17 protein-coding genes are annotated in these 18047 nt (G+C 64.6%); 5 read left to right on the forward strand and 12 right to left on the reverse strand.

All coding sequences use genetic code 11. The features are described from left to right. Positions 1-59 precede the first annotated feature (59 nt). On the forward strand, positions 60-1619 hold the full coding sequence (locus E3T46_RS02700) for an FGGY-family carbohydrate kinase (protein ID WP_174845370.1): 1560 nt from the start codon (positions 60-62) through the stop codon (positions 1617-1619). After that, positions 1616-3253 (forward strand): fucose isomerase, encoded by a 1638-nt coding sequence (locus tag E3T46_RS02705; RefSeq protein ID WP_134577360.1) that lies wholly within the window; start codon positions 1616-1618, stop codon positions 3251-3253. Before E3T46_RS02700 ends, E3T46_RS02705 begins: the two co-directional genes overlap by 4 nt. 74 nt (positions 3254-3327) lie before the next feature. Here E3T46_RS02705 and E3T46_RS02710 read toward each other — a convergent pair whose 3' ends face one another. From E3T46_RS02710 to E3T46_RS02720, 3 genes are all read right to left on the reverse strand, one after another. Further along, the gene (locus tag E3T46_RS02710) at positions 3328-4308 is read right to left on the reverse strand and encodes an ABC transporter substrate-binding protein (protein ID WP_134577361.1); all 981 of its coding nucleotides are present in this window, start codon (positions 4306-4308) and stop codon (positions 3328-3330) included. 169 nt (positions 4309-4477) lie between these two features. Continuing rightward, a complete protein-coding gene (locus tag E3T46_RS02715) occupies positions 4478-5497 on the reverse strand; it encodes an ABC transporter permease (RefSeq protein WP_134577362.1) in 1020 nt (339 codons plus the stop codon). 5 nt (positions 5498-5502) lie between these two features. Beyond that, positions 5503-7014: a sugar ABC transporter ATP-binding protein gene (locus tag E3T46_RS02720; protein ID WP_134577363.1), complete on the reverse strand. Its 1512-nt coding sequence runs from the start codon at positions 7012-7014 to the stop codon at positions 5503-5505. 210 nt (positions 7015-7224) lie between these two features. Here E3T46_RS02720 and E3T46_RS02725 point away from each other — a divergent pair, with 210 nt between their 5' ends. Beyond that, positions 7225-8094, forward strand: coding sequence for a sugar phosphate isomerase/epimerase (locus E3T46_RS02725; protein ID WP_134577364.1), 870 nt, complete (start codon positions 7225-7227; stop codon positions 8092-8094). A gap of 49 nt (positions 8095-8143) precedes the next feature. On the opposite strand, the gene E3T46_RS02730 is transcribed toward E3T46_RS02725, so the two are convergent. Genes E3T46_RS02730 through E3T46_RS02745 form a run of 4 tightly spaced genes read right to left on the reverse strand, consistent with a single transcriptional unit; the run spans position 8144 to position 11653 of the window. Further along, a complete protein-coding gene (locus E3T46_RS02730; protein ID WP_134443405.1) occupies positions 8144-8557 on the reverse strand; it encodes an RbsD/FucU domain-containing protein in 414 nt (137 codons plus the stop codon). A gap of 15 nt (positions 8558-8572) precedes the next feature. Beyond that, the gene (locus E3T46_RS02735; RefSeq protein ID WP_198418253.1) at positions 8573-9421 is read right to left on the reverse strand and encodes an amidohydrolase family protein; all 849 of its coding nucleotides are present in this window, start codon (positions 9419-9421) and stop codon (positions 8573-8575) included. After that, positions 9418-10374, reverse strand: coding sequence for an aldo/keto reductase (locus tag E3T46_RS02740; RefSeq protein WP_134443406.1), 957 nt, complete (start codon positions 10372-10374; stop codon positions 9418-9420). Before E3T46_RS02740 ends, E3T46_RS02735 begins: the two co-directional genes overlap by 4 nt. Further along, a complete protein-coding gene (locus E3T46_RS02745) occupies positions 10367-11653 on the reverse strand; it encodes an L-fuconate dehydratase (RefSeq protein WP_134577365.1) in 1287 nt (428 codons plus the stop codon). Before E3T46_RS02745 ends, E3T46_RS02740 begins: the two co-directional genes overlap by 8 nt. 109 nt (positions 11654-11762) lie before the next feature. Between E3T46_RS02745 and E3T46_RS02750 the strand changes: the two genes are divergently transcribed. Then, complete coding sequence (locus E3T46_RS02750) at positions 11763-12635, forward strand: fumarylacetoacetate hydrolase family protein (RefSeq protein WP_134577366.1); 873 nt, start codon at positions 11763-11765, stop codon at positions 12633-12635. Continuing rightward, the gene (locus E3T46_RS02755) at positions 12628-13377 is read left to right on the forward strand and encodes an SDR family oxidoreductase (RefSeq protein WP_134577367.1); all 750 of its coding nucleotides are present in this window, start codon (positions 12628-12630) and stop codon (positions 13375-13377) included. Before E3T46_RS02750 ends, E3T46_RS02755 begins: the two co-directional genes overlap by 8 nt. 109 nt (positions 13378-13486) lie before the next feature. Here E3T46_RS02755 and E3T46_RS02760 read toward each other — a convergent pair whose 3' ends face one another. Genes E3T46_RS02760 through E3T46_RS02780 form a run of 5 tightly spaced genes read right to left on the reverse strand, consistent with a single transcriptional unit; the run spans position 13487 to position 18045 of the window. After that, positions 13487-14590 carry a C45 family peptidase gene (locus tag E3T46_RS02760; protein ID WP_134577368.1) on the reverse strand — a complete coding sequence of 368 codons (1104 nt, stop codon included), beginning with the start codon at positions 14588-14590 and terminating at the stop codon, positions 13487-13489. Continuing rightward, positions 14587-15423 carry an ATP-binding cassette domain-containing protein gene (locus E3T46_RS02765; RefSeq protein WP_134577369.1) on the reverse strand — a complete coding sequence of 279 codons (837 nt, stop codon included), beginning with the start codon at positions 15421-15423 and terminating at the stop codon, positions 14587-14589. The genes E3T46_RS02760 and E3T46_RS02765 overlap by 4 nt, the downstream gene beginning before the upstream one ends. After that, entirely contained in the window at positions 15420-16223 is an 804-nt protein-coding gene (locus tag E3T46_RS02770) for an ABC transporter ATP-binding protein (protein WP_134577370.1), read from the reverse strand. The genes E3T46_RS02765 and E3T46_RS02770 overlap by 4 nt, the downstream gene beginning before the upstream one ends. After that, positions 16223-17110, reverse strand: a complete 888-nt coding sequence (locus E3T46_RS02775) for an ABC transporter permease (RefSeq protein WP_134577371.1) — start codon at positions 17108-17110, stop codon at positions 16223-16225. The genes E3T46_RS02770 and E3T46_RS02775 overlap by 1 nt, the downstream gene beginning before the upstream one ends. Beyond that, positions 17107-18045: an ABC transporter permease gene (locus E3T46_RS02780; RefSeq protein ID WP_241980427.1), complete on the reverse strand. Its 939-nt coding sequence runs from the start codon at positions 18043-18045 to the stop codon at positions 17107-17109. Before E3T46_RS02780 ends, E3T46_RS02775 begins: the two co-directional genes overlap by 4 nt. Positions 18046-18047: the final 2 nt, after the last annotated feature.

Below are 18047 nucleotides of genomic sequence, written 5' to 3' on the forward strand. Positions count from 1 at the left end.
CCTCCGCGTTCAGGGGCCGCATTGTTGACCCTGAAATCGATTTCATTTAGGCTGGCTCCATGAGCATTGATGCGATTATCGGCGTAGATATCGGCACGTCCAGCAGCAAGGGCGTGCTCGTGACGCTCGACGGAACCGTGCTGCACTCGGCCAGCCGATCGCACGACCCGTCCCGGCCCCGAGACGGCTGGGTCGAGATGGATGCCGACCTCTGGTGGAGCGAATTCGTCGCCATCTCCCGCGAACTGCTCGATGCGGCCTCAGACGACAACGTTCACATCATCGCAGTGGGAGTCAGTGGAATGGGGCCGTGTGTCCTGGTCACCGACGCCTCCGGAATTCCGCTGCGACCAGCCATCCTCTACGGGATTGACACCCGTGCGACCCAGCAGATCGCCGACCTCACCCACGCGCTGGGCGGCGACGACGTCATCATGGCTCGCGCCGGGTCGGCGCTGTCAACCCAGGCCGTTGGCCCCAAGCTGGCCTGGCTCGCGGACAACGAACCCGCAGTCTTCGCTCAATCACGCCGGCTCTTCATGCCGAGCTCCTGGCTGGCCTGGAACCTCACCGGCGCCTACGTGCTCGACCACCACTCCGCCAGTCAGTGCACCCCGCTCTACGACGCCGGCGCACACGCTTGGCACGAACCATGGGCGCGGCCGCTAGCCGGACCGATCGAACTCCCGGCCCTGTGCTGGCCCGGCGACATCGCTGGCCACATCACGGATGCCGCCGCCGCCGAGTCGGGGCTGCCCGCGGGCATCCCCGTGATCGCCGGCACGATCGACGCCTGGTCCGAGGCGGTGAGCGTGGGCGCCCAGCATCCCGGAGATCTCATGCTCATGTACGGAACCACCATGTTTCTGGTCAATACGGTTCCTGAACCGGTCACGGCCGTCGGCCTCTGGGGCACGGTCGGCGCCTTCCCCGGCACGCATAACCTCGCGGGCGGCATGGCCACGTCGGGTGCGATCACCGGTTGGCTGCGCGACCTGCTCGGCGCCGGTGACTTTCCCGAGCTGCTCGCCCTGGCGGCGGCATCCGGTCCGGGGGCGCGTGGGTTGCTTATGCTGCCCTACTTCGCGGGGGAACGCACCCCGATTCAAGATCCCAATGCCCGCGGTGTCATCGCCGGCCTGACCATTTCCCACACGGCGGGCGATCTGTACCGCGCCGCCCTGGAGGCGACGGCATTCGGAGTGCGGCACAACATCGAAGCCATGCAGCTGGCCGGCGGTTCGATTGAGCGCATCGTGGCCGTCGGCGGCGGCGCCCAGGGCGACCTCTGGACCCAGATCGTCAGTGATGTCACGGGGCTTCCTCAGGTGATCCCGAGCGTGCTGATCGGAGCGAGCTTCGGCGCTGCCTTTCTCGCCGCTCTCGCCGTCTCAACTGCAGATATCGACTCGTGGAACCCGCCCGCCGAGGTGCGACAGCCCGATCCCGCGGTTCGTGCCGATTACGACGAGCTGTACGGGTTGTATCGCGACCTGTACCCGGCTACCCGGGATATTTCCCACTCCCTCGCCGCTCGGCAGAGCCGAGCGGATTCCCCTTCCCTTTCACCGACCGCGACACAAACCGACACCAAATATCAGAAAGCGAGTCATGTATGACCAGCTACCTCCTGCCCACACCGCTCACCCGGGCATCGACGCCCGAGCGCACGATTTTCACCGTGACGAGCGGAGACCTCCGCCAGGCTGCGAACCTCAAGTGCTGGCCCACCCAGCAGCAACTCGAAGCGGACTTCGGTTCAGCGGTGAATCGGTTCGGTTGGAGCGTAAAGCGAGGGCACGCCGCCGACACTGCGAGCGGCCACGGTTTCATCGACAGCCAGCGCATGGGCATCGAGGTTTTCAAGACCATCCCCAGTGACGCCCCGATTGTGGTGGTTGAGGCCGTCTGGCAGTACAGCCACCATGTGCTCGCCGGCCTGCGCGCCCACCGGGGCCCCATTCTCGTCGTGGCCAACTGGGCCGGAGACTACCCCGGACTGGTCGGCCTGCTCAATCTCACCGCGAGCCTCACCAAGGCCGGCATCGCCTACTCCTCTCTCTGGAGCGAGGACTTCACCGACGAGTGGGCCGTGTCGCAGCTTGAAACCTGGCTGGAGACCGGACGGATCATTCCCGACGAGAGCCACGTTCGCGATCTTCCCGCGCTTGATGCGGCCAGCCCCGAAGTCGCCCTCGGCGTTGCCCTGGCGCACCAGTTGCAGCAGGAACAAGCCATCATCGGAATCTTCGACGAGGGTTGCATGGGCATGTACAACGCCATCATCGACGACGAGCTGCTCAACCCGCTCGGCATCTACAAGGAGCGCCTGTCCCAGAGCGCCCTGTTCGCCGAAATGGCCCTGGTCACCGACGCGGAAGCCGACACGGTCAAGGCCTGGCTGGACAACGCCGGGTTCACGTTCCACTTCGGCCCGGACGATGCCACCGAGCTCACCCCCGCCCAGGTGCACAGCCAGTTCAAGATGTACATCGCCGCGCTGCGCATATCGGATGACTTCGGCCTCGACGCCGTCGGTATTCAATACCAGCAAGGCCTCAAGGACCTCGTGCCGGCCAGCGACCTCGCCGAAGGCCTCCTGAACAACGTCGAACGCCCTCCGGTCTTCTCCCGTGACGGCCAGCGCGAGCTGTACGCCGGAGCGGCTCTGCCGCACTTCAACGAAGTGGATGAGGGAGTGGCTGTCGATGCGCTGATCACCAACCGGGTCTGGACCGCCATGGGGCTCGACCCGGCGAACACGCTGCACGATGTGCGCTGGGGCGAGGAGTACAACGGGGAGTTCGTCTGGGTTTTCGAGATTTCCGGATCGGTTCCGGCCTCTCACAACGGCGGCTACGACAAGAGCTACAGCATGCGTCAGCCACCGATGTTCTTCCCGCTGGGCGGAGGAACACTCAGCGGAGTGTCCAAACCGGGTGAAATCGTCTGGTCCCGCGTTTTCATCATGGATGGCGTGCTGCACGTGGACCTTGGCCGGGGTCACGTCGCGGACCTCCCCGCCGCTGAGACCCAGCGCCGCCTGGATGCCACCGACCCGCAGTGGCCGATCATGCACGCTGTGCTGAACGGCGTCACGCGCAACCAGCTGATGGGCCGACACAAGGCCAACCACGCGCAGGTTGTCTATGCACCGGATGCCGACACCGCGGACCGCGCGCTGGTGGCCAAGGCGGCACTCTTTGCAGAGCTCGGCGTTCTCGTACACCTGTGCGGTGACGTCGCCGTCTAATTACATCCGCTGATCACACAAAGCAGCCCCCACCCGATCGGGTGGGGGCTGCTTTGCGTGATCAGGCCGTGTGACTACTTGTAGAGAACGGCTGCGATCTCAGGGTCTTCCATGTTGGTCTTGTCGAACCAGAAGTATCCGGTGTCGATGATCTTCGCGGGAGTCTTGCCATTGATAGCGTCGAAGGCGGCCTGAACCGTTGCCTCGCCGATCCCGATGGGGTTCTGCGTGATCGCGCCGGCCATCAGGCCATTGGTGATGGCATCCATCTGAGCCTGACCGGAGTCGAAACCGATGACGGTGAGTTCACCGGCAGCCAGCCCCAGCTCGCCGACCGCGTTCACGATACCGATGGCCGAGCCCTCGTTGGTTCCGTACAGGCCCTTGAGGTCAGGGTGTGCGGCGATCATGGCCTTGGCGATATCCGCCGACTTCAGGTGGTCACCGTCGCCGTACTGAATGTCAACGATGGTGATGTCCGGGTACTCCGCCGCCATCTGGTCGACGAATCCGTCGCGACGTTCGACACCAGTGGAGTTGATCTGGCTGTGACCGACGATGCCGACCTCACCCTTGCCGCCGATGAGCTCGGCCATGTGGTCGGCCGCGAGTGCGCCGGCGCCGAGGCTGTCGGTTTTGGCGATGCTCAACGGGTACTCACTGTTGCAACCGGCGTCGAACTGAACCACGGGAATCTCCGCCGCCTTCGCCGCGTCCATCAGTGACACGCACGCTTCGGGGTCGAGCGCCGCGTAGCCGATGGCATCGGGCTTCTTGTCGATGGCGGCCTGCAGCATCTGCAGCTGGCTGTCGACCTCGGTTTCGGAGGCGGGACCCTCGAACGTTACGGTCACGCCGAGCTCGGCGGCCTTGCTTTCAGCCCCGCTCTTGACGGCCTGCCAGAACTGGTGCTGGAAGCCCTTGGAGATCAGGGCGATGTACGGCTTGTCGCCGTTCGCGGCATCCGCTCCGGCATCGGTACCGCCGGCCGAACAGCCGGCCAGGGCGAGCGAGATAGCAGCCGCAGCGGCCAGAAAGACAATTTGCTTTTTCATCGATTAACTCCATTGTTTCTTCGGCGGACAGCTGTGTAGCAGTCACGTAATGCTAGCGAGATAAGTGCGAAAAATACGGGATAAGTACAGGCAGGTACACGATCGTTACATTGCCGTAATCACGCGGATGCAACCGATTTCAGAAATCGACGTGCATGCCCCGTGACAGCTAAGAATTACCCCGGCGCTGACGCAGTGCATCGGTGAATACCGCGATCAGAATAACGACACCGATGACCACGTTCTGCCATTCGGTTTGAATCGACATGATGCGCAGACCGTTGATCAGCACGCTCATGATCAGGGCGCCGATCAGGGTGCCGAGAATCGATCCCCGACCACCCAACAGCGACGTTCCGCCGATGATGACGGCGGCGATGGCCTGCAGCTCATAGCCGGTGCCCAACTGAGGCTGGGCGGAATCCAGCCGGGCTCCGATGACGACCCCGGCGATTCCGGTGAACAGACCCGCGACGGTGTAGATCACGATCTTCCACTTGCGAGTGTCCACCCCCGACAGCCGGGTTGCTTCCTCATTGCTGCCGATGGCGAAGGTGTAGCGACCGAGCAGTGTCTTGCTCAGCAGCACATAGGCCAGCACGGCGAGCGCGAACAGGATGAGGACCGCGTTGGGCAGGCCTGGGATGACGGAACCGAGCGCGATGTTCTTGAACCCGGCGACGCCGCTGAAGTAGATCGGACGCACTCCCGAGATGACGAGCGCGAGGCCCTGCGCGATGAGCATCATCGCGAGGGTCGCAATGAACGGCGGCAGCCGCAGCACGGCGATATTGAAGCCGTTGACAAAACCCATCAACCCGCCGGTGAGGATTCCACCGATCACTCCGACGATGAGCGGCAACTCCATGTTCACCAGGAAGATACCGGTCATGACCGCCGCGAGCGTCATGCCCGTGCCGATGGACAGGTCGATTCCGCCGGTGATGATTACGAAGGTGGTGCCGAGGGCGAGAATGCCGATCACGGCCGTCGAGAGCAAAATCCCGGAGATATTGCTCCAGGTGAAGAAGTTGCTGCTCGCAATGGAGAAGAACACGAGCAGCACGACGAGCGTCGCAAAGGCGAGCGACTGCTGGATCTGAGCGCGCAAGAAGGTACCGGCCGAACGACGCGGTTCCGGGGCCCCTCCGACAACGCGTGTCTGGTCAGTTACGGGGGTAGCGTTCATGGCCGTCACAACTCTTTCTCGTCACCCGTACGGGTGGCGTAGTCCATAATTTTTGCCTGGTCGGCATCTTCGTTGTCGAGAATTCCGGTGATTCGGCCGTTGGCCATCACCACGATGCGGTGCGACAGGCGCAGCACCTCCGGCAGTTCGGAAGAGATCATGATGATCGATTTGCCGGCGTCCACGAGATCGTTGAGCAGCTTGTAGATCTCCTCCTTGGCTCCAACGTCAATACCCCTGGTGGGCTCGTCGAAGATGAGGATGTCGCAATCACGCGCGAGCCATTTGGCAATGACGACCTTCTGCTGGTTTCCACCGGAAAGGTTTTTGGTCGTCGCCGAGATCGAGGGGGTTTTGATGCGGAGCGACCCGACGTAGTCACGCGACGTCTTCTTGCCCTTCATGGTGTGCACGAAGCCCAGGGCATCGGTGTAGTCGCGCAGGGACGCGAGCAGAATATTGGTGTTCACGTCTTGTTCCAGGAGGAGCCCGTAGGCTTTGCGGTCCTCCGAGAGGTAACCGATCCCGTGCGCGACCGCATCGGAGGGCTGGTTGATCTTGACCGGCGTGCCGTTGATGTGCACCCGACCGCCCTCGGACAGGTCAGCGCCGATGATGGCCCGGGCCACCTCCGTGCGGCCGGCACCCATCATGCCCGCGAAGCCGAGAATCTCGCCACGCTTGAGCTCGAAGGACACATCCCGAAGCAGCTTGCGGGTGTTCAAACCCTCCACCTTGAGCACGACCTCATCCTTGCCGTGTCCACGCGGTTTCGGCCGGGCGTTCTCTTCAATGTGGCGACCGACCATCATCTCGATGATCGTCGGGATGTCGAATTGTTCTTTCTGCAAGGTGCCGATGTACTCCCCGTCGCGCAGCACGGTGACCCGGTCGGTGATCCGGCGCAGCTCGTCCATCCGGTGCGAGATGTAGATGATGCCGGTGCCGGCGCTTTTCAGCGCCTCGATCAGCCTAAAGAGCGTTTCGGTCTCCACGTCGGTCAACGCGGACGTGGGCTCATCCATGATCAGCACCTTGGCATCGAAGGACAGCGCCTTGGCGATCTCCACCATCTGCTGCTTGGCGACGGTAAGGGTCTCCACGAGGGCCTTCGGGTCCAGGTTGATGCCCAGGCGCTTGAGCAGCTCATCCGCTTTGCGGTTGAGTGCCCGCTCGCGCAGAAACAGTCCGCCGCGCGGTTCGCGTCCGATGAAGATGTTCTGCGCGATGGTGAGGTGAGCCATCAGGTTCATCTCCTGGTGAATGATGCTGATGCCCAGCGCCTGCGCGGTCTTGGGGCTGTCAATGTTCACCTCGACCCCATCGAGGAAAATGCTGCCCTCGTCCTTGGTGTAGATCCCGGACAGAATCTTCATCAGGCTCGACTTGCCGGCGCCGTTCTCGCCGAGGAGCGCGAGCACCTCCCCGCGATCGAGCTCGAATTGGACGTCTTTAAGCGCCTGAACGCCCGGAAAGCTTTTGCTGATTCCGGTGACTTTCAACAATTGGTTTGACATACATCACCTACTTCATCGGAGGATGGTCCTTGGCCATGAGCCACTTGATCATGACAGAAATTGCATCAAAGATCCGACCAATCGCGAAACAATTGGTTGGTTATGAGTTGTATCCTAATGTATCTAAAACCCGGCCATGAGCAATAGTGTCAAGGTGATGGTTTTTCGTAACACAGAATTCGATGAAGAAATTTGAGAAAGAAGCCCCACATGCAAATCGGTGCCCATGCCCTAGTATTCACTGGGACTTTTGATGAAGCAGGCCTGACCTTGGCCATTGAGAAGACCAAACAGGCGGGCTTCGATTTGATTGAAATTCCGCTGATGAACCCGGCGACATTCGACCGTGCCCTGGCAAAACGACTGTTGTTCGACTATGACCTGCACGCTACAGCGTCGCTCGGCCTGAGCCAATCAACAGACCTTACCAGTGCAGATCCGGCCTGCGTCGCCGCCGGCGAACGGATGCTTGAGGAGTGCCTGGATATCGTGCAGGTGTTCGGAGGCACACGGTTGTGCGGCGTGATTTACAGCGCAATGCAGAAATATATGGAACCGGTCACCGCGTCAGGTCGGGCGTCGAGTGCGGCCGCGATCAACCGGCTGGCGGCCCGGGCAGCCGGGCTGGGCATCCACTTGTCGCTTGAGGTCGTCAACCGGTACGAAACGAACCTGATGAACACCGGGCGGGCAGCGCTGGAGTTTCTCGATGAGATCGATCACGACAACGTCTCCGTGCACCTCGACACGTACCACATGAACATCGAGGAATCCGATCTGTTCTCCCCGGTGCTCGACGTCGCCGACCGGCTGGGATACGTGCACATCGGAGAGAGCCACCGTGGCTATCTGGGTTCGGGAACCGTGGACTTCGGATCCTTCTTCCGTGGCTTGGCACGGATCAACTATGACGGGCCGATTGTGTTCGAGTCCTTCTCCTCCTCCGTCGTCAATCGTGATCTCAGCCGCACCCTCGGCATCTGGCGCAACCTCTGGGAAGACTCCGATGACCTGGCGGCACACGCCAATACCTTCATCCGAAACCAGCTCCGGGCCGTGCAGTCAATTTCACTCCAGTAAGCCATCCCTGGCCTTCCGGCCGCCGCTGCGACCGGAAGGCGCATAGGGGCTACTCGTGCCCGACGAGCCCCTTGCGCACGATGACACAACCGTAGGTGCGCGTTTCGCCGGTGCGCACGATGACATAGGCATCAGCGACATCCCGATAGAAGTCGAATCGGTCGACGAACCGGGCGCCGGTCAGGTCGATCCGCGCCGCTTCCAACAGCTCAGTCTGCACCGGAAGAACCGCGCCATCGGCCGAGGTCATGAGGTCCACCGCCGGGGAATCATCGAGCGGTAAGACGCTGCGGATGGCAGCCAGAACCTCCGGCGCCGTGGTGCCGGGAAGCTCCACCAGACGGTTGGCCAGCCGTGCGGCCGGAAAGTGAGCGTCCACGACGATGACCTTGTCCGAGTGCCCCATTTCCTCGAGGTGCTTAAGCAGATCGCCGGTCAGGAGCGGGTTGATTCCAATGAGCATTGCAGGTTCCAATCGTTAGTCGGTCAGGTGGTAAATCCGTGCGGCGGTGCCGCCGAGAATGCTCGCGCGTTCCGGCGGGCTCAGTTCAGCGGCAAGCTCACTGATCACCTGCCAGGTTGGCTGGTAGCCTCCGTGCGGCTCGGTGATGGGCCAATCGCCGCCATACATGAGGCGGTCGGGGCCGAAGAGGTCGAGGGCTATCTGCCAGACGTCTCGGAGTGCATCGATCAAATACGGCGCCGTCTCCGTTCGCAATCCGGAGAATTTCGCCACGGTTCCGGGGTGCTCGGCAACCCGGCTGAGGGAGCGCCGCCAATCAGCGAAATCGTCCCTACCGCGCGGCGGCGTTCCAAGATGGTCGACCACGAGCGTCAGTTCGGGCAGAGCGCGCACCAGCCGCTCGGCCTGGTCGAGATGACGAGGCCAGGGATCATGAAGGTCAAAGGGCAGTCCTCGCGTCGCAAGGATGGACAGAGACTCGCGTACCTGCGGCAGGTCGAGAAAATCCGCTCGGGGGTCGTCATTGATCAGGTGGCGCACACCGCAAAAGGCCCGGTGCTCGCCCCAGCGCTCGAGGGCATCGATGCTCCTGCGCACATCCTCGAGTGGAACCCAGCCGACGACGCCGCGAACCCAGGGGTGGCTCATCGCCACCTCGAGCAGATACGCCGTGTCGACGAGTGAATCCTCCGCCTGCACGAGCACGGCGCCGTCCATTCCGGCCGTTGCGAGTTCAACCTGCGCCTGCTCGGCAGTCCAGCTGGCGTACAAGGCGCCGTGTTCGGGGCCGAGCCATCCGTACTCCGACACGGTCAGATCCCACAGGTGCATGTGCGCGTCGATGCGCTCGCCCGGTGCGGTCACGCCGGGATGAGGTTCTGTTCGGTGAGCCGCTGCCAGAGTTCGCTCGGGATGACCTCGGCCATCCGCTGCGCATTCTGGGCCAGCTGGTGTGGGCTGCTCCCGCCGACCACGACACAGCGCACCATGTTGTCGCGCAGCGAGTATTGCAGTGCGGCGGCGGGCAGTGACACCCCAAAATCTTGACAGACTGCGGCGATACGCTGAACCCGGGCGAGCAATTCAACCGGAACGTCGGCGTAATCGTAGCGGGCGTCTGATCCGGGGCGATCGGTGGCGAGCAGCCCGGAGTTGAACACGGAGGCATTGACGATTCCGACGCCGTAGTGTCGGCAGGCCGGTACGACCTCGGCCAGCGCCGACTGATCGGCCAGCGTGTACCGGCCCGCGATCATGATGAGGTCGAGCGCGCCGGTTTGCACACATGCCAGCAGCGCGGCCGTGGCCATGGACCCCACCCCGATGCGGCGCACCAGCCCGGCCGCGCGTAACCCGACCAGGGCTGGAATAGCCCGGTCGAGCCCGTCCTGAAGGTCATTGCGTTCGGGGTCGTGCAGGTAGACCACATCAAAGCGATCCAGGCCGGTGCGCTCGAGCGACTCATCCAGGCTGCTGCGGATGCCGTCGGGCGAGAAGTCCCAGACGCGCTTCAGCTCGGCGGGCACCGCGAAATCATTGTCCAGATCGAGCCGGCCCGCACCCTCCGGGTTCGGCCGCAACAGTCGGCCCACTTTGGTCGACACGGTGAATTCATCCCGCGATTTTGTGGCCAAAAACGCACCGAGGCGACGCTCCGACAGGCCGAGGCCGTAGTGCGGGGCGGTGTCGAAGTGCCGAATTCCGGCGTCCCATGCCGCGCCCAGAATCAGGCTGGCTTCGGCATCCGTTATCGCCCGGTAGAGGTTTCCCACATTGGCCGCGCCATAGCCGAGCCGCCCGGGAGTGAATTCAGTCATTTCTGATGAAAGCGTACTCGTCGCGGCTGGCGGCCAGCATCTCGGTGCCGGCCCCCGGCGCCGTCGGAGCCTGGTAAGCGCCGCCCCGCAACGCGACAGGGGTGACGAAGTGTTCATGCAGGTGGTCGACGAATTCGATCACCCGGCCGTCCTTGGTGCCGGAGACGGCGACGAAGTCGAACATTGACAGGTGCTGAACGGCTTCGCACAGCCCCACCCCGCCGGCGTGCGGACACACGCGCACGCCGAACTGGGCGGCCAGCAGGAGAATCGTGATGTTCTCGTTCACCCCGCCCACGCGGGTGGCGTCAATCTGCAACACCTGCAGGGCATCGGCCTGGAGAAACTGCTTGAACATGATGCGATTGGCCATGTGTTCACCGGTCGCAACGGGAATCGGCGCCACACCGCGGGCGATGGCCGCGTGCCCGAGAATGTCATCCGGACTCGTCGGTTCTTCGATCCAGGCCACATCGAATTCGGCGAGGTGCGACATCCACTCGATCGCCTCGCTGACGCCCCAGCGCTGGTTGGCGTCGACACCGATGCGAATATCCGGTCCGACCGTTTTCCGGGCCAGGCGCATCCGTCGAATGTCATCGTCGAGGTTGCCGCCGACCTTGAGCTTGATCATGCCGAATCCCTCATCGACCGCCTCTGCTGCGAGTCGGGCAAGCTTTGCGTCGCTGTAGCCCAACCATCCCGGCGTCGTCGTGTAGGCGGGGTAACCGGATGCCAGCAGCTCCGCTTCACGTTCGGCCCGCCCGGGCACCGCGGCGCGCAAGATACGCAGCGCATCGTCGGGGGTGAGCACCTCCGTGAGGTAGCGAAAATCCACCAGCTCCACCAGCTGCTCCGGTGTCATGCGGGAGAGCAGCTGCCACAGCGGCAGCTGCGCGCGTTTCGCCTTCAGATCCCAGAGCGCGTTCACAACGGCGCCGATGGCCATGTGCATGACGCCCTTCTCCGGTCCGAGCCAGCGCAACTGCGAGTCCCACACGAACTCGCGCCAGGTCGCGCCCATGGTGGCGAGCAGGTCTTCCGTGTTGCGGCCGACCAGATGCTCCGCCAGCGCGTCGATCGCCGCAACCTGCACATCGTTGCCGCGCCCGATCGTGAAGACGAAACCGTGCCCCTCCAGGCCATCCTCCGCATCGGTGATGATGCGCACATACGCCGCCGAGTAGTCCGGGTCCGGGTTCATCGCGTCGGAGCCGTCGAGCGAGGTGGAGGTGGGAAAGCGTACGTCGCTGGTCTGCAGTGCCAGAATTTTACTCACGAAATTTTTCTCCTTGGTCAGCTCCCCGAGCCTAAACATCCGATGTATAGAATGTCAATCGAGGACTTGATCCGGTGCTGCCGGACACTCAACGACGAGAGTTGGCCCCATGAAGTTTGCCCGCCTGGGTCCGATCGGCCAGGAAACCCCAACGGTGTTGGTCGACGGCACGTACTTTGACCTGACCACGATCACCGCGGACATTGACGGCGCCTTCCTCGCCGGCACCGGCCCGACGGCGGTTCGGGCGGCGTTGGCGGCGGGTTCCCTCCCCTCGCTACACGACGCGCAAGCGCTGCGGATCGGGGCACCGATCGCCCGACCGAGCGCGGTGATCTGCATTGGTATGAACTATGCCGCTCATGCGGCCGAATCCGGCTCCCTTCCGCCCGAGATCCCGATTATGTTTTTGAAGACTCCCAATACCGTGGTCGGGCCCAACGACACCGTCGAGATTCCGCGCACGAGCACCAAAACCGATTGGGAAGTTGAACTGGGCGTGGTCATCAGCCGCCGTGCGTCATACCTGGCCAGTCCGGCAGACAGCCTCGGCCATATTGCGGGCTTCGTCACCGCCAATGATCTCTCGGAACGTGACTTTCAGATGAGCGTCTCCGGCGGGCAGTGGTCGAAGGGCAAGTGCGCGCCCGGCTTCAACCCGACCGGCCCGTGGCTGGTGACGCCCGATGAAGTCGATTACCAGAACCTGTCCCTGCGCAGCTGGGTGAATGGCGAGCCGCGGCAGGACTCGACCACCGCGGACCAGATCTTCAGCGTGGACTACGTGATCTGGCACCTGAGCCAGTATCTGACGCTCGAGCCCGGGGACCTCGTGCTCACCGGCACGCCGGAGGGCGTCGCGCTGTCGGGACGCTTTCCCTATCTCCAGGCCGGAGACACCTGCGAAATCGAAATCGAGGGGCTCGGTCGACAACGCCAAGAATTCGTCCCGACCTCCATTGAAAGGCGCCAGCATGAATGAGTTCGAGGACCTCGTCGCCGTCGTCACCGGCGGCGCGTCCGGAATCGGCGCCGCCATCGCCGACCGCCTGCACGCCGGCGGTGCCCGGGTGGCCGTGCTCGACCTGAACCCGCAAGGGGCGGCTGCGGAGCACTTCGCGGTGCGGACCGACATTGCGGACTCGGCCTCCGTCGACGACGCGATCGCCGCGGTCGGGGCGGAATTCGGACGAATCGACATCGTCGTCAACAACGCTGGGATCGGCGCTCAGGGAACGATCGCTGACAACGACGACGAGGAGTGGGCGCGCGTTCTGAACATCAACGTGGTGGGAATCGCCCGGGTCACGCGCGCCGCGCTGCCGTGGCTGCTGCGTTCGCCGTCGGCGGCAATCGTGAATACGTCGTCGATTGCCGCCACGGCGGGGCTGCCGCAGCGTGCGCTGTACAGCGCCTCCAAGGGCGCAGTGCTCGCTCTCACCCGCGCGATGGCCGCCGATCACCTGCGCGACGGCATCCGCGTCAACTGCGTGAGCCCCGGTACGGCGGACACTCCCTGGATCGGCCGTCTGCTCGAGAAGGCAGCCGACCCCGAGGCCGAGCGAGCCGCTCTCAACGCCCGTCAGCCGCACGGCCGCCTGGTCGACGCCATCGAGGTCGCCGACGCGGTGGCGTATCTGGCCAGCCCACGTTCCGGTTCCACCGTGGGCATCTCCTTGGCGGTCGACGGTGGAATGCAGCAGTTGCGGCTTCGGCCGGAGTGACGCCCGACATTCTGGCCAGAAGCGTCATCGCGCCAGCTGCGGGCCCTCGCGCCAGTTCTAACTGGCGCGGCGACCCGTAACGGGCGCGGTGAGCGGATGCCGGTGCGCGCTACCCCGCGACCAGGGTCGTGACGGGCGCGTTCTCGTCGACGGCGGCCAGAGGCGACCCGGCCGACACGGTCATCGTGCGCGCCGCGGCATCGAGGGTGATCGTGGCCAACGTGGCCCAGCGGTCGCCCAGCGTGGCACCGGGGGCGGGCACGCAGCACAGTTCAGCCACGTCGCCAGGGCGCGAAACCAGGTAGGGAACGAGTTCGGCGGCCACCGTGGGCAACGGCGCGACCCTGGTTCGCTCCAGGAGCATCCCGAGCCGCAATTGTGAGTCGGGGTCGTAGAGTCCCGGTTTCTCGCCCTGGCCGAGGCCCCCGTCGAGAAAGTGGTTGGTGTGCAGCAGCATGCCGTTGCGCGGCTGCACCACCTGCGAGCCGGTCGGGTTGAGCTCGACCGTCACGGCGGCATCCGGGGTGAGCACAGTGATGGCGCTCGACGTGCTCACCGGTGCCGTCTGGAGAATCTGAAGCGCCTCTTCGAGGGTGCCTGACTCGGCGAGCACGCGCGCGCCAACCAGGTGCACGGGCACGCCGTCGGCGCGGTCGGATTGGTGGCCGAGGATATTGAGCATGATGCCGACCCCGGCGTCGTTGATTCCGATCTTGCTGAGAATGCCGTGTTCGGTCAGGCCGACGAAGCTGTGCGGGGTGCCCTGCACGTGCTGCAGGTGCCAGCAGCCGGCGAGTTCATCGTGCCAGTCCCAGGTCTGCGCGCCGACCGGGCTGGCCCGGGTGCTGACGATGGTCGAGCACTCGCCCGGCTTGGTACCGCTCGCTCCGCTTGCACCAGAGAGGATCTCGGTGCGCGCGTTCAGTGCGGCGATCTTCCATAACTGCTGACCACTCGCATCAGCCGTACCGCGGAGTTCCGCGGCGAGCGCCGGGCTCCACGCTTCGGTCGCGATGATGGCGCTTTCGGCGTTCGTCTGAACGACGCGCAGGTCGATGCCGGCCCCGGCGAACAAGCGTTGATAGACGCCAATGCCGGTCTCGAGGGAGTCCCCCAGCCGCAGGCCGCGCTGGCGGCCGCGCTCGTAGGCATCCGTCGAATCAATGCTGAGCAGTTGCGGGGCAAGTGGGCGGCCGAGTCCGTGCAGGCTCATGAGGCGATCTCCTCGCGCAGGGCACGGATCATGCCACGCTGGGGTTTCCAGCCGGGGCGCGGCGCGCACTCGAGCAACAGTTGGGTATACGGATGCTGGGGGTTGCCCAGCACTTCCGCCGTCGTTCCCCGCTCCACGATCACGCCGCGTCGCATGACGACGACGTGATCGGCGATCTGCTGAACCACCGACAGGTCGTGCGTGATGAACAGATAGGTGAGGCCCTTCGCTGCCCGCAGCTCGGCGAGCAGCTGCAAGATTTGCGCCTGCACGGTCACGTCGAGGGCGGCGACCGATTCGTCGAGCACGATCACGGCGGGATCGGCGGCGAGCGCGCGAGCGATCGCCACCCGCTGCCGCTGGCCACCCGAGAGCTCGTCGGGCCGGGCGCCGAGGTGCCGGGGCTCGAGTCCGACCTGCTCGAACAGCTCGGCGCACCGTTCGCGCCGGGCGCGAGCGCCAAGGCTAGAGTGGGCCCGCAACACCTCGTCGACCGCGGCACTCACCGGCAGGCGGCGGTTCAGGGAGCTCTGCGGGTCTTGGAACACCATCTGAATCTGCCGGGCGCGCCTGCGCAGCTCCCGGCGGCGAGCCTTCGGGGCGACCGGGCGACCGACCAGGGTGACCGTGCCGGCATCGGCCCGCTCCAGTCCCACGATGATGCGCGCGAGTGTCGTCTTTCCCGACCCGGATTCGCCGACCACGGCGAGGCAGCTGCCGGCCTCGACCGTCACCGAAACGCCGTCGAGGGCCGTGACCGTGCGGCCCCGGCCGGTGCGGAAGATCCGGGTCAGCGACTCCACGACGATGGCCGGTTGAGTTGTCTGGCTCATGCTTGTCCTCCCGCGCGGGTCCAGCTGATTCTGGCGGGGCGGGATGCCATCAGGGCGCGCGTATAAGGATGCTTCGGATGGTCCCGCAGTTGTTCGGGCACGCCGGTTTCCACGATTTCGCCGTCCTTCATTACGTTGATGCGATCGCACACCGCAGCCGCCAGGTCGAGGTCATGGGTCACAAAGAGCATGGCCATGCCGAGTTCGCGGCGGCAATCGTCCAGAATGGCCATGACCTCGGCCTGAGTGGTCACGTCGAGGGCGGTGGTGGGCTCGTCCGCGAGCATGAGCCGGGGCTTGCCCGCAATGGCGCCGGCGATGACGACGCGTTGCAGCATGCCGCCCGACAATTGGTGCGGGTAGGAGCGCAGCACCCGATCGACCTCATCGATGCCGACCTGTTCCAGCAGCTCCCCGGCCCGGATCCTTGCGGCCCTGGTGGCGAGCCCCTGGGCGTCGTGCATGCCCTCCAGCAGATAGCGTTCCACCGGAAGCACGGGGTTCAGCACCGCATGTGGATTCTGGGCGATCATCGACACGTCGCGGGAGCGCATCCGTCGCAGGCCTTCGCCCCGCAGGCCGAGCACGTCTTCGCCATCGAGCAGGATCTGCCCCGTGACGGTGGCATTGGCCGGGGCCATGTGCAGAATCGAGCGCAGAGTCATTGATTTGCCGCTGCCGGATTCCCCGACCAGCCCCACGGCCTCGCCGGTGGCCACGGTGAGGGAGACGTTGCGAAGAATGGAGAGGTCGGCGTATTTACCGGCCAGGGTGAGCGAGAGGTTGTCGATCTGGAGCATCAGGCTTTCCTCCCCGCGGCGGCGCGGCCGCCGAGTTTCTCTCCGATATAGCCGAGTGAGGCGACGGTCAGCATGATGCAGAGGCCCGCCAGCAGACTCTCGGCCGGATACCCCTTGAGCAGGGACTGCTGGCCGTTGCTGACCATGAGTCCCCAGTCGGCGGCGGGCGGTTGCACGCCGAGGCCGAGAAAGGACAGCGCGGCGAGCTCGATCATGGCGAAGCCGAAGTTGATGGTGGCGCCGGTGACGATCAGCGGCGCGATATTGGGCAGCAGGTGACGCACCGTGATAACGACACCGGAGATGCCCTGCAACTGCGGCGATTGCACGTAGGGCAGGTTGCGTTCCCGCAGTGCCATGCTGCGAATGACCCGTGCCGTGTAGGGAATGTAGGCGATGGACAGGGCCAGGGCGGCCGTGGTGAGGCTCGGCCCGAACACGGCGATGGCGAGCACGGCGAGCAGCAGGTTGGGAAAGGCGAAGAGCAGGTCGAGCACGCGGCTGAGCAGGGAGTCGACCAGCCCGCCCCACCAGACGCTGACCAGGGCGATGAGCGTGCCGAGCACGGCCGTGACCGCTACGACGATGAGCGGCCCGGCCAGGCTCGACCTGGCACCCCAGAGCAGGCGCGAGAAAATATCCCGGCCGGCCTGGTCGGTGCCGAGCAGGTGCGCCGCGGTCATGCCGCTGTAGCGCTCGGTGACCGAGCCGACGGTCGGGTCGTAGGGCGCGATCACCGGGGCGAGCACGGCGCCGAGCAGCACGACCAGAACGATGCCGATCGCGATCAGGCCGAGCACGCCCATCCGCTCGTAGAGGGCCGACAGAAAGCGAGCGAGCGGGGTGGCGGGCGGTCGAGTGTGGGTGGGTAGAATCTGTGTGCTCATGCGTTGAGCCCCAATCTCACTCGCGGGTCGATACTGGCATAGAGCAGATCGACCAGCAGGTTGATGATGCCGAAGGCGGCGACCAGAATGATGGCGATCGCTTGCACGACGGCGAAGTCCTTGCGCTGCACCGCCCCGACCAGCAGGGTGCCGAGGCCGTCGAGGGTGAAGGCGTACTCGACCACGAAGGATCCGGCGATGAGTCCGGCGATGTGCACGCCGACGATGGTGCTCACCGGCAGCATTGAATTGCGAATGACGTGACGGCGCAGCACCAGGCCGCTGGGTACTCCGCGGGCCCGAGACATGGCGGAGTGTTCGCTGTCTCGCTCTTCGCGGATAGACGTGCGGGTGATGCGGGCGACGACGGCCGCCGAGGGCAGCGCGAGCGCGAACGCCGGCAGGGTGAGGTGCCAGATGCGATCGAAGAAACCGTCGCCGCTGCCGAAGACCGGAAACCAGCCGAGCGCGACGCTGAACACGCTCATCAGGATGAGCGCGGCGAAAAAGGTGGGAACGGCAAAGCCGAGGTTGGAGCCGAGCACGATGATCTTGTCGATCGCGCCGTCGCGCGTGCCGGCGATGACGCCGAGGCCGATGCCGAGCACGACAATGATCACGGCGGCGAGGGTGACGAGCATCAGGGTGGTCGGCAGCCGGTTGGCGAGCAGTTCGCCCACGTCTTGCCGGTTGCTCAGCGACTGCCCGAAGTCTCCGTGCAGCACATTGGTGATCCAGTTCCAGAACCGAACCAGAAAGGGGTCGTCCAGTGAATATTGTTCCCGAATGGCCGCAAGGACCTCCGGCGAGACCGTGCGGCCCTGCACCAGAAAGTTCTCGGGACTGCCGGGGGCGGCATACATCGCGGCGAAGACCAGAAAGCTCGACACGAAAAGCACCCCGGCGAGCGCCAGCAGCCTACGAAAAACAAACATCA

The organism is Cryobacterium sp. Hh11, assembly GCF_004404045.1.
Taxonomy (GTDB): Bacteria; Actinomycetota; Actinomycetes; order Actinomycetales; family Microbacteriaceae; genus Cryobacterium; species Cryobacterium levicorallinum.